The following is a 12,635-nucleotide window of genomic DNA, read 5'->3' on the forward strand; positions in this document are numbered from 1 at the left end:
GACGCGAAGGTCCATCCCCGGTTAGCCGAGCTTGTCGATGCGTGACTTGAGCTCGGTCGCCAGCAGCTGGACGTAGGGTTCGACCAACATGGCGTGGGGATTCACGGGTAGTTCGACCGGATCGATTCCACCCTTGGCTAGATCCCCCCAGCCCATCTTGGGATCTGGGTAGTAGTCGTAATTAACCTTAGGTTTGAAGAGCGTGAGGGTGCCGGCATAGGGCTTCGGCTCGTAGCGATCGCAGGCAGCGTCGTTGCTCGCCTGGACGGAAGCCTCGCGAAGTTGTGTGGGTTCGTCGGAACCCGGGGATGCCGGCTCGGCCGGCCCTTTGCGACTCAGGAGGTTCGCCAGTTCCCCGTCCCGCGCGACCCGGGCCTTCTCCTTGATGTATTTGACCATTTCGCCCGGGCTGAGCTTCACGAAGTTTCCGACGTGGAACTTCATTTTCTGCAAGAGGTGGCTGGTTGAATTCGTTTTGAGTGCGAGCCCGAAATTGTAGGTGTCGAGCATCGCCAATAGCCTGGTGGTCTCACCGGCCTTCAGAAGCATCTGGGCCATCTCGTAGGCGATGGTTCCGCCCATGCAATATCCGCCCAGCAAGTAGGGGCCCTTGGGCTGGATTTTCCGAACTTCTTTGAGATAGAGCGCCGCCATTTCTTCGAGGCTGTTAAGCGGGGGCGTTTTCGCGTCGAGTCCCTGCGACTGCAAGCCGTAGAGCGGGTAGTCCGGCGCTAGGTGTCGGGCCAGAGCCTGATAGAGCAGGACATTGCCGCCGGCTCCGTGGACTAGGAACAGCGGGCGCTTGTTGCCGCGAGGTTGAATGGGCACCAGCGGCGACCAGTTCTCGTCCGTTGACTCCTCCACCTCACCGGTCAGCGCTCGAGAGAGTTGTTCGATGGTTGGTGATTTGAACAGCGTGGCGAGCGGCAGTTTCTTGCCGAATTCCTTTTCGATCCTCGCGAAGAGGGCGACGGCACGGAGCGACTGTCCGCCCAGGTCGAAGAAATTGCTCCGGATGCTGATTCGCTCCAGCTTGAGGATCTCGCTCCAGATCTGGGCTAGTTTCTTTTCGGTCGCGTTCCGCGGAGGTACGAAGTCGTCCGCGGTATGGTCCTGGCTCGGTCCGGGATGCGGCAAAGCCCGGCGGTCGATCTTCCCATTCGGCGTTTGGGGCAGCTTGGGCAGAACCACGAAATGACACGGAACCATGTATTCGGGCAGGCTGGCTCGGAGGAGAGCTTTGAATTCTGCGCGGGCGCTGGCCTCGTCGAGTGATCCTGGTCCCCCGTTGGGCACGATGTAGGCAACGAGGGCCGGGTGTCCGGGAGACTCATCGGTTAGAATCACGGCGGCTTCCTTGAGTTTGGGGGAGGTCAGCAGCACGGTTTCGATTTCACCCAGTTCAATGCGATGTCCCCGAAGCTTGACCTGAAAATCGATGCGGCCGAGGCATTCAATTTCCCCGTTCGGGAGGAAACGAGCCAGGTCGCCGGTGCGATAGACTCGCGGGCTTGAAGCGGAGCTGAAGGGATTGGGAATGAACTTCTCCTCGGTCAGCGCCGAACGGTTGCGATAGCCGCGCGCCAGGCCCAGACCTCCGATCAGCAACTCTCCGGCAACGCCGATGGGGACCGGCTGGAGTTGGCTGTCCACGATATAGGTCTGGGTATTGGCTATGGGCTTTCCTATGGAGATGGGCTGGTCCTTCTTCAGTTGGACGGCAGTGGACCAGATCGTGGTTTCCGTTGGACCGTAAACGTTCCAGAGGGATCCGCAGCGGCTCAGGAGTTTTTCTGCCAGATCGGCGGCCATCGGTTCTCCCCCGCAGAGCAACTTAAGCTTAGGACCGCCCCGCCAATTTGAGGCGGCCAGCATGCGCCAGGTTGTGGGTGTCGCCTGCGCCAGGGTGATTCCGGTGCGGCTGATCAGGTCACTGAGGATGGCCGGATCGAGGGCGGCAGTCCGCGGAGCGATCACGATCTTGGCCCCGCTGATTAACGGCAAGAACACCTCCAGGCCCGCGATATCGAAAGAGAGCGTGGTCAAGGCCAAGACCACATCTTCTGGAGTGATCCCCGGCTGCCGCCGCATGGAGATCAGGAAGTTGGCGAAGGCGCGATGGGTTATTTCTGCGGCCTTCGGGGTTCCTGTGCTTCCTGAGGTGTAAATGGCATAGGCAAGGTCATCTGGATGAATCGGGCGCGAAACGGGACCCTGGCTTTCCGCTAGCAGCGCATCGCGTTGGCCATCCATGGATATGACTCGGATCTTGGTGGAGCCCAGTCGAGCCTGGAGGGATTGTTGCGAGAGGACGATCTTGGCCCCGGAGTCGCTGAGCATCGACGTGATGCGCGCGGTGGGCACCTCGGGATCGATCGGCACATAGGCGGCTCCTGCTTTGAGGATGCCAAGCAACCCGATCACCATATCCAAGGAGCGCTCGAGGCAAACCGCCACCACCGAGTTGGGAGCGGCCCCTACTTTCGCCAAGTGGTGAGCCACCTGATTCGACCGTGCATCCAGTTCGGCGTACGAGAGCCGCTGGCCCTCGAACTCCACCGCAACCCGCTTGGGCGTCTGTCGTGCTTGCACGGTGCAGAGTTCAACCACGCTCGCCTGCTCCGGCAATTCCAGCGTGGTTTGGTTCCATTCGACCAGGATCTGGTGCCGCTCGGCCTGATTCAACAGGGAGAGCTGGCCAATCGGAGTCGCCGGGTCTGCGACGATCGATTCCAAAAGAGTTTGGAAATGTCCGACCCAGCGGCGGATCGATTCCGCATCGAACATGTTGCGGTTGTAATCGCACTCCACCAGGAGGTGATCGCCCTCGTCGACCAGGTTAAAGCCGAGGTCGTATTGGAAGAAGAAGCGGGGCCCCGCCGTGATCTTCTGACTGAGTCCGGAGAACCTGACCTTGTTGAGCGGCGGGTCCAGGTTAAAGAGCACGGAAGCCAGTGGGATACGGCTGGGATCGCGCGGGATGTCCAGTTTTTGAGCGATGGATCCGAATGTGGTGTTCCAGTTTTCCTGGGTGTCGAGGACCAACCCCAGAGCGTTCTTCAGAAGTGTGTTGAAAGGTTCCGCTGGGTTTACCGCAGCCCGAAGCGGCAGCGTGTGCACGCATTGCCCCACCAGCGTTTCGCTGCCCATGGCGCTCTGGCCTGCATACGGCACACCAATCACGATGTCGTTCAGCCCGCTTAGGCGATGCAGCCAAACCTGATAAGCGCCCAGCAGCAGCGCGAAGGGGGTGTTGCGTTGCGACTGCGCAGTTTTCTTGATGGACTGGAAGAGACTGGCAGGCAGGCGCAAGCTGTGGCGCTCGCCTTCATAAGTGCGGTTCTTGGGGCGCGGGCGGTAAGAGGGCAGATCCAGCGGCGCGGGGACATCGGGAAATCTGGCCAGCCAGAAGGCCTCCGACTGAACGGCGATCTCCTGTTGTTCGGGGCGGCCGAGCCACTCCGCATAGTTGCGCATGGGGACGATCGGACGCAGGGAGGGGACACGATCCTCCACATAGGCCGAATACAGCTCACTGATCTCCTCTAGCACGACGTTGTAGCCCCATCCGTCGCAGACAATCATGTTCAGGCTGAACACCAGCATGTGCTCGGATTGGGACAACTTGATGATATGGAAGGTGACCAACGGCCCTTCATTCAGATCATAGAGCCGCTGTCCCTCCTGTTGGAGAATCTGGGCCGTTTCCGATTCTCGTTCGACTTGAGGCAGGTCGCTGAAATCATGGACCGGCACATCGATCGTGATCGACGGGTGGATCAGGATGCACATGCCGTCGGCACTGAAGGTGGATCGAAGCGCCTCATGGCGGTCGATGATCTGGTGGATGGCGCGGCGCAGGCACTCGATGTTGAGCGGCCCGCGCAACTGCACGACATTGCTGGCATTGAACGCGCCGGAGGCCTCCGGCTGAATCTGCGTCGAGAGCCACATCTCCTTCTGGGAATCGGTCAGGGAGCAGCTTCTGGTTCCGGGTGGCAGGCCGGGAATTTCCTGGGTGTCCGGGCGCGTGCGGGCAGAGACCGTGGTCGGGGTGGCACCCGAGGGCGGAGGAGTGGGTGCTCCCGGGGGAAGCGTTGCCTGCGTGCTCGCGATCTGCGCGAATTCAGCATCGCTGGTGCCGGGCAGGAAGCCGCCCAATTGCATCTCGGCGACCGCCTCCTTAAACGCCCGCGAAACGTAACTCAGATCCGCCTCGGTGTGTGCCAGTGTGAAATAGCAGGGCCTCCCTTCCCAGACATGAACCCCCTTCAAGCGCATGAAGTACCAGAGCAGGCTGATGAACTCGAGGTCATGCGCGTGTTCGATGTTCGCGAATGCGCAGAAGTGCGGGAAACGGATGGGTACCTGGTTACGTTCGAAGTATTGGTTCAACTCCGTGCAGAATTTGGTCACTCGGTCCGTGATGCCTAACTGAAGCTGCGGGCCTTCTTGCTGGAGTTTCTTCAGGATGGTCCAAGCGGCACGGATCGCCAAGGGATGTCGGACGAACGTTCCTGCAAAGAACGTGACGCCCACTTCGGGGAAGGAATCATCACCGTAGTTCCAGGCGCCGCCATCGAGCGCGTCCATATATTGACGCTTGCCGGCCAGGACTCCGATTGGGATGCCTCCCCCAATGACTTTGCCGTAGGTCGCCATATCCGCTTCCACACCAAAATACGCCTGCGCGCCGCCCGGGTGGCAGCGGAAACCGGTGACCACTTCGTCGAAGATGAGCGCGGCTTCGGCGTCGCGCGTGATCTGGCGCAGCGCCTTCATGAACTCCTTCGGCTGGAGCCCCGGGGAGCGGCTCTGAACAGGCTCGACCAAGACGGCGGCGATCTCGTGGATGTGGGCTTTGATGACCTCGAGCGACTCAGGGACGCCGTACTCGAGGATCAGCATGTTCTCGACGAGGCTGGACGGGATTCCCGGGGCGATGGCCTGGGCTCGGTATTCCCCGTTGACCCAGGCGCCGCGAACGAGCACCTCCTCGAACATCCCGTGGTAATCGCCCGTGAAGTAAACCACCCGTTTGCGACCGGTGATGGTGCGCGCGAGCCGGATCGCGGCCATGACCGCTTCGGAGCCAGTGTTGCAGAAGGTGGCGCGGTCCATCCCGGTGAACTCGCAGATCATTTTCGCCACCTCACCGGCCAGGGCTGACTGTGGCCCGATTTCTATGCCGGTATCCAGCTGGTCGTGCAGCGGCTGGATGAGCCAGTCGGGCGAATGCCCGAAGAAGTAAGTGCCGAACCCCATCGTGATGTCGACATACTCGTTCCCATCGAGATCCCAGATTCGGGAGCCCTTGGAGCGCGTGGACACAATGGGGTAGACCATCTCCTTCCAATTGCGCTTGAACCCGGCGACAGCCCGGGGGTCGGCGAAGTGCGGCCGGTGCTCGGCGGTGTACTTCTTGGAGCCGCCAGTTTTCGCCTGGTATCGGGCGAGTAGCTGATTGAGCGCTCCCTCCTGAACGGCGGTTAGACCACCTTTCTGTCCCTTCTCGATGGGCTTGTAGGGGCCGAAGCGTTTAAATTCCTGCTGGGCCGTCGCCACGGCGTGGGCGGGAGGTTTCGCTCCCGGCCAGCGAATGGTTGGTAATGAGCTGGCTGGACTTCCGGACGTGCTCGTCCCTGCGGGGATGGCGGCCGGTGTGGGCGCAACCTGGCCCTTCTGCTGGGCCAGTAGCAGCTGCATGAGCTGGATCTGTTGAGCCATCAACTGCTCCATCATGTTGCCGCCGGCAGGCGCCGCAGCAATCGGAGTCGCGTTGAGCGGCGAGGAATTCATGCTCAGTGCTGTCGGCGGTGGCGTGGCCGCCGGGGCTGCTGAGGCACTGGCGGCCGGCGTGACCGGAGCGGGAGCGGGAAGCGCGTCGGCGGGCAGCTTGTTGTCAATGTAGCTGGCCAGGGCGTCGACGCTCGAGAGATCCCCCAGCATCTGTCGGAAAGTGAGCTTGAGGTTGAATTTTTGCTGAAACGCCTGGCTGGCTTGCGTCAGGAACAAGGAGTCGAAGCCCAGTTCCATGAAGGAGGCGCTATCGTTTGTGACATCGACTCCCGAGAGCTCTTTCACGATCGCGCGCAGTTGCACTGCAATTCGATTGCGGCGCGGCTCGGCGGGGGGAAGGGCGGGCACAGACATAACAACAGGGGGAGGAGACACGCTGGCGGGCGGAATCGCGATCGTTGGCGACGTCGCTGGCATCGGCGACGCCAGGGGGAGGGGGGCTGGCATCGCTGGGACGGAGACTGGGATGGAAACCGGGGCTGGGCCCGCTGAGGCTGCCGGGTTTACCGGTGCGACCCAGAACCGCTGACGTTCGAATGGGTAGGTGGGCAGGGCGACCCGTCGGCGGGACTCTTCGCGACTAAAGTCACTCCACCCGACACGAACCCCGCTCGCCCAGAGTCGGCCGAGCGCACTCAGCATCGAGTTGAGATCTCGGCCAGGGGCATCGGTCGGACCCAAACTGCCTGCGATGACGAGCCCAGAGGGCTTCGCCGGATGCTGCCGAGCCAGCTGGCTCAAGGTTTGTCCGGGACCGATCTCCAGAATAATGTTCTTCTCATCCCTGATCACCGTTTCCAGGGCCTCTACAAATCGAACTGATTGGCGAAGTTGTTTTGCCCAGTAGGTGCCATCCTGCAGGTCGCTTGGTGACAATGCCCGGCCGGTGCAGGTGGAGATCCAAGGCAATTGAGGAGCTTGATGGGGAGTCTTCGCTGCCAGTGCGGTGAACTCGGCCAGCATGGGATCCATCATGGACGAGTGGAAGGCATGCGAGGTGGGGAGGAAGCGAGAGGCGATCTTCTTCGCTTCGAGCGTTTTCTGGAATTCCTCGAGCGTGGGAGTTGGACCCGCCACGGTGCACAGCTTGGGACTGTTAAACGCCGCGATCGAGGCGTCACGAGGAAGGAGGGGTGCCGTTTCTTCGCCGCTTAGCCGAACCGCCAGCATGGATCCTGCGGGTAGGCTCTGCATGAGCTTGGCTCGCGAGGCAAGGAGGTCCAAAGCGGCTTCCAGAGTGAAGGTCTCAGCCAGAACGGCGGCGACGTACTCGCCGATGCTATGTCCGATGAGTAGGCTGGGCTTAATTCCCCACGAGAGCCAGAGCTGGGCAAGGGCATATTCCACCACAAAGATGGAAGGCTGGGTGATCCAGGTTTTATTGATCTCTGTCTCCGCCGCCGGGCGCTGGTCTGGCGAAGGATAGAGGACGCGCCTAATATCCAGTCCCAGGCGGTTCTGGAGAATGCTGGCGCATTGATCGATCGCTGCGCGAAAGGCGCTTTCGGTTTCGTAGAGTTCCCGCCCCATGTCGACGTATTGAGCCCCCTGTCCGGGAAACAGAAATACAACCGAGGGTTCGGCTGAGGATGCTTTCGATTGGTGATCCGTCTTGGCATCGGGTTGGCGGAGATGAGCTGATGCCTCCTGGTGGTTGGAGACCACGACGGATCTGCGGTAGGTAAAGCCTTTGCGGCCCTGCTGCAACGTGAAAGCGACATCGGGCAAGGGCACGGAGGGGGAGGCGTCCAGGAACGCCGCCAGCCTCTCAGACATGGCGCGAAGGGCTGTTTCGGTCTTGGCCGAAAGAACGAGCAGCTGTTGCCGGCGTGATGGGCCGCCGGGTGTTCGGAGGGGGGCTTCCTCTACGATCACATGGGCATTGGTGCCGCCGACACCGAAAGCGCTTACGCCGGCTCTTCGCGGCTGGGCCCCCCGCTTCCATTCCAGCGGACGGGTGACTGGATAGAATGGGCTGTTGGCAAAGTCGATTTTTGGATTGGGTGCCTTGAAATGGAGCAGCGGCGGGATCAATTCGTGCTGCAGCTGCAGCACTGTCTTGATCAGCCCGGTGGCGCCTGCAGCCACGTCCAGATGTCCGATGTGAGTCTTTCCGGTGCCGATCGCGCAGAATCCCACTTTGGTGGATCCGCCCTCACGAAAGGCTTTGGTCAAAGCGGTGATCTCGATCGGATCGCCGAGGGGCGTTCCGGTTCCGTGGGCCTCGATGTAGGAAATCGATTCCGGATCCACGCCGGCGGCGGCCTGAGCCAACGCGATGACATCGGCCTGGGCGTTGATGCTGGGCGCGGCATATCCGATCTTGGCTGAACCATCATTGTTGATGGCGGTTCCTTTGATGACCGCGAGCACCTGGTCTCCATCGGCCACCGCATCGGCGAGCCGTTTGAGCAGAACGACCGCCACTCCATGACCGAAAACGGTTCCGTGCGCGGAAGCGTCGAAGGTTCGGCAAGTGCCATCGCCGGAAACCATGCCTTCCTCCTGATAGAGGTAGTTGCGCTTTTGCGGGAAGCTGATCGAGGATCCACCGGCCAGCGCCATGTCGCACTGGTAGGTCAGCAAGCTGGTGCAAGCTTGGCTGATCGCCACCAAGGAGGTTGAGCACGCGGTTTGGATCGACATGCTTGGTCCGCGCAGGTTCAGCTTGTAGGACACCCGAGTGGGAAGGAAATCCTTGTCGTTCCCGAGCATCACCTGATAGGCACCCACCTGATAGTTGCCCGAGAAGTTGGCGGCGAACTCCCGGTCTCGGCACAGGTTGCTGAGCAAGTAGGTATTCAGGCTCAACCCACCGTACACGCCGATCATTCCGGGGTACGACTCCGGATCGTAGCCAGCTCCCTCGATGGCTTCCCAGGAGCATTCGAGGAACAGGCGGTGCTGCGGATCCATGATCTCAGCCTCCTTGGGATAGATCCCGAAGAAAGCCGCGTCAAATTGGTCGACCCCTTCGAGTATGCCCCGGGCGGCGACAAATTTCTGGCCCTGCGCCTTGGCCTCCGGGCTCGCCACCGAAAATTCTAGTTCCTCCTCCGAGAACACGGAGATGGTCTCACGGCCCGCCATCAGATTGTCCCAGAACTCTTGGACTGACCGCGCCCCGGGGAAGCGGCCGGACATGCCCACAATGGCGATGCCTTCGAGTTGGCTTGGATCGATTGAAGTATTACTGGACATGCAATTCCTTTAGCGTCGCCCGCGTTTGTTAGCCGCCGCGAGCGCTTCGCGTTGACGACGAGCCCTATCTTGGAGCGTGGCATTTCCGGCCGCCGCTGCGTGGGGAAGACCTAGAAACTCTGCTTGAGTGCGGACCGTGGTAGCGGCGAAAAGCTGCGTCAATGGGAACTCGCGTCCGACCAGGGCCTGCAGGCGCGTATGGAGTTGCGCCAACCGGATCGAATCCCCATCGACGTCGAAAAAGCTGATGTCGTGCCTGACATCGGATCGCGACAGAATCTCCCTCCACAGCGCTGCGATCTGGCCCTCCAGGTTCCCTCCGTTGGGGACAGGGGCCGAAGGTGAAGCGTCCGGTGCGGCGCGCTCGGCCAAAGCCCGGCGATCCACCTTCCCGTTCGGGGAGAGGGGAAACGAGTCCAGCACGCTCAGGGTCGACGGGACCATATAATCCGGTAGCCTGTCCCGTAGAAACTGTTTCAGGCTGGCCGAGTCGGCCGACGCGCCATCCTTGAGTGTCACGTAGGCGGCGAGGGACTGCGCGCCTTCGTTCTCTTGGCGCCGGCAGGCGACCACCACGGGTTCGCGCACGGAAGGATGAAGCTGGAGCGCGTTTTCGATTTCACGCAACTCGACGCGGTAGCCTCGAACCTTGACCTGATGGTCCAGGCGTCCCAGGAACTCGATCACCCCGTCGGGGAGCCAGCGCGCCTGATCCCCCGAGCGATAGATAAGACTTCCTTCGATCTCGGGCAGGGGGTTGGCGATGAAGCGCTGCTGGGTGAGGGTGGTATCATTGACGTAGCCAGCGCCTATCCCGGTTCCGCCGATGCAGAGTTCCCCCGGCGTTCCAATGGGACAGGGCCGAAGCTCGGGATCCAAAATTGCGATCTGGGCATTGTAGATGGGGCGGCCCAGTGGAACAAAGTCGTAACGGTCCAGGTTGTCACGAGTAAGCCGGTAGAAGCCGCAGATGTCGGTGCACTCCGTGGGGCCGTAGGTGTTCGCGACTTCGGCTCGTGACTTGGGATGAGTGATCCAGGTGCGCAACCGGGGTATCGAGATCGGTTCCCCGCCCAGACATACCACGCGCAAGGAACTGAGTCGGTTGGCCGTTTCTTCGGTGAACGGCTCGATCAATGGGTAGAACGCGCTGGGCGTGCAGTTGATGTAGGTGATCCCGTGTCGGGCGATCAGGCGTCCAAGCAGGGAGATATCATAAGGGCCCGGTGGATAGAGATGCAGGGTGCCACCCCGGATCAGCGGCGCATAGAGATTCTTTTGAGTCAGGTCGAAGCTAAGGGAACTGACCAGCAGCACGTGGTCCCGACTGTCGAAGTTGAACTCGGAGACGAACCAATGGATGAGGTTCGTAAATCCACGATGATAGACAGCTGCCCCTTTGGGAGCTCCGGTGGAACCGGACGTGAAGATCACGTAGATGAGATCATCTGGAGTGGAGCCGGGCGTGGGGTTGTCGCTGCACTCCGAAGCAAATGCCGCGTCGCTCTCGTTCAGAGTCATTAACTCCAGATCAGGTCGGGAGGAAAACCTTCCCGCCAAGGCAGGGGAAGTCAGCAGCAGACGCAGCCTTGAACCTGAGATCATCGCGTCCAGCCGTTCGGCGGGGTAGGTGGGATCCAACGGAACGTAGGCACCGCCCGCTTTCAGAATCGCGTAGATGCCGACCAGCACCTCAATCGACCGCTCGAGTGAAACTCCGACCAGAGAATTGGCCTGAACGCCTTTCCGACGGAGGGCATGGGCCAGTTGGTTCGCCCGTCGGTTGAGCTCGCTGTAGGTGAGCGTCTTACCCTCAAACTCGACCGCCACCGCCTGGGGTGTTCGAGCGACCTGCTCCTCGAAAAGCTGGTGTACGCAGGCATGCCGGGGCCAATCAACCCGGGTGGCGTTGCTCTGAATACGTGGGTCGCTCATGACACAATCCTAGCCAAGGTGTTCTCTCATCCAAGGCGTGCCGTCGGATCCCCCTTCGGTTGTGAGTTTCCTCACGCGCTGCAGGCTCCTAGCTTCCAGCAACACCACTTTGCTCCTCTTCAGGCCTCTTAGGCGATTCCATGCAGGCACATTCATTGAACTTAACGATAACCTTCTATCCATTATTCGGCTCGAAAACTCAAAGCTTTATGGTGACTCTTGGCAAGTCCCGGTGCGCAGGCGTTCGACGACTTCCATACCGAAGATTCGCGCTCCCAGTTCCACCCGCTCAACATCAGCTTTCTTAAAGAAATTAAAAGTAAAACGTTACGGACGTGGTGTGCTAGGAAATAATTTCCTAGCCTCGCGCGGCGGTGTTACTTGTGGGGAATTGGCTGGCCCGCACTACGATTGTGGCGTCGTCCGTCCGCGGACGGTTCCCCAGCCCTGGAGCGCAGCGGGTCTAAAGTTCGCGGATCCACAGGTTGCGGAACTTGACCACGGCTTGGGCATCATGGTTTTGGAGGCCGATGTAGCCTTCGAGGTTCCGTTGGGAGTCATGCTGAACGATCATCGTTCCGTTGAGAGTCACGGTAACGTGGTTGGCTTGGCACCGGATCGTTAGTTGGTTCCATTCTCCGGCTGGGCGAGACATGTTCTTGGAGGGAGCGACGACATCGTAGAGCGAGCCGGAGGTGTATTTCTTGGGTTCCTTGCCGTGGTCATCCAAGATCTGGACTTCATGACCCGTGAACGCCGGGTTTTTGTCCAAGCCCGAGTGGAAGAAGACGCCGCTGTTGCCCTTGGCATTGATGGAATACTCCAGCTCCAGTTCAAAATCGCGGTAACTCTTTTCGGTGCGCAGCCAGGATCCGCTCTTCTCGGGATTGGTCGTCCAATCGACGCCATTGCGGCCGATGATGGAACGCTCGCTGACTGTCCATTCCCCGCCGTGCATGGCGACCCAACCGGTGAGGTCACGGCCATTGAAGAGGGAAGTCTTGCGGGAGGCCTTCGGAGGAGCGATGCAGCCCGCCATCAAGAATGAGATAACGACCAGACCGAGAGTCAGTTGCTTCATGAGGTGTGGCTTTTAACGCGGGGGAAGCCATCCGGCAAGCCTGGATCGTGGGCTAGAATTGTAGCGACGTGCTCCCCTAGACGTTCTCCTGTGCCCCTTTTCCCCCCTCTGTAAACTCCGTGGACTCAGTGTGAAAAAGAGCCCCAACCCCGATGTCTCACACAGAGGCCGCCGAGTTCACAGAGGAGGAAGGGATTGCACATTGCGAATTGTTCATTGCTCATTTTCCATTGGGGACCAAAGAGGCCCGCTGCGCTCGGGCGAGGGGAACGTCCAGGGACGCACTTGGCTACAGTTGTAGCGTGGGCCGACAAGCGATCGTCTCCATCTGGATTCTCCGCGAGGTGGCTCCCTCCCAGTTCGATCACCGTGGGCCCATCAGGGCTCGAATGGAATCTCGCCCTACCCCATATCGTCTTTAGCGAGGTAGGGCGAGACTCCGCTCGAGCCCACAATGGCTCCAGGCTCAGTCGCACAGGAGAGCACCCCCGACAAGGGCCTCTCAGAGTGAATTATCCCTCAGCGCTTCTCGCCGCGGCTCCTTGAAACACTTCAAACCGCCGGCATTCATGGGCTCGAGCGGAGTCTCTCCCTACCTCAATAAGCCCGCGCACCTCCC

3 protein-coding genes are annotated in these 12,635 nt (G+C 60.5%); all 3 read right to left on the bottom strand.

Going from position 1 to position 12,635, the window contains the following annotated elements; all coding sequences use genetic code 11:
- Nucleotides 1-21: 21 nt before the first annotated feature.
- Nucleotides 22-9,000 carry an amino acid adenylation domain-containing protein gene (locus JNN07_25930; protein MBL9171198.1) on the bottom strand — a complete coding sequence of 2,993 codons (8,979 nt, stop codon included), beginning with the start codon at nucleotides 8,998-9,000 and terminating at the stop codon, nucleotides 22-24.
- 9 nt (nucleotides 9,001-9,009) lie between these two features.
- Nucleotides 9,010-10,935, bottom strand: coding sequence for a non-ribosomal peptide synthetase (locus tag JNN07_25935; protein ID MBL9171199.1), 1,926 nt, complete (start codon nucleotides 10,933-10,935; stop codon nucleotides 9,010-9,012).
- 463 nt (nucleotides 10,936-11,398) lie between these two features.
- On the bottom strand, nucleotides 11,399-12,016 hold the full coding sequence (locus JNN07_25940; GenBank protein MBL9171200.1) for a DUF1080 domain-containing protein: 618 nt from the start codon (nucleotides 12,014-12,016) through the stop codon (nucleotides 11,399-11,401).
- Between the last annotated feature and the right edge of the window lie 619 nt (nucleotides 12,017-12,635).

The organism is Verrucomicrobiales bacterium, assembly GCA_016793885.1.
Taxonomy (GTDB): Bacteria; Verrucomicrobiota; Verrucomicrobiia; order Limisphaerales; family UBA11320; genus UBA11320.

Excerpts from the sequence above, each read along its gene's own strand:
- JNN07_25935 (MBL9171199.1), bottom strand. The coding sequence starts at position 10,935 with ATGAGCGACCCACGTATTCAGAGCAACGCCACCCGGGTTGATTGGCCC.
- JNN07_25930 (MBL9171198.1), bottom strand. The coding sequence starts at position 9,000 with ATGTCCAGTAATACTTCAATCGATCCAAGCCAACTCGAAGGCATCGCC.
- JNN07_25940 (MBL9171200.1), bottom strand. The coding sequence starts at position 12,016 with ATGAAGCAACTGACTCTCGGTCTGGTCGTTATCTCATTCTTGATGGCG.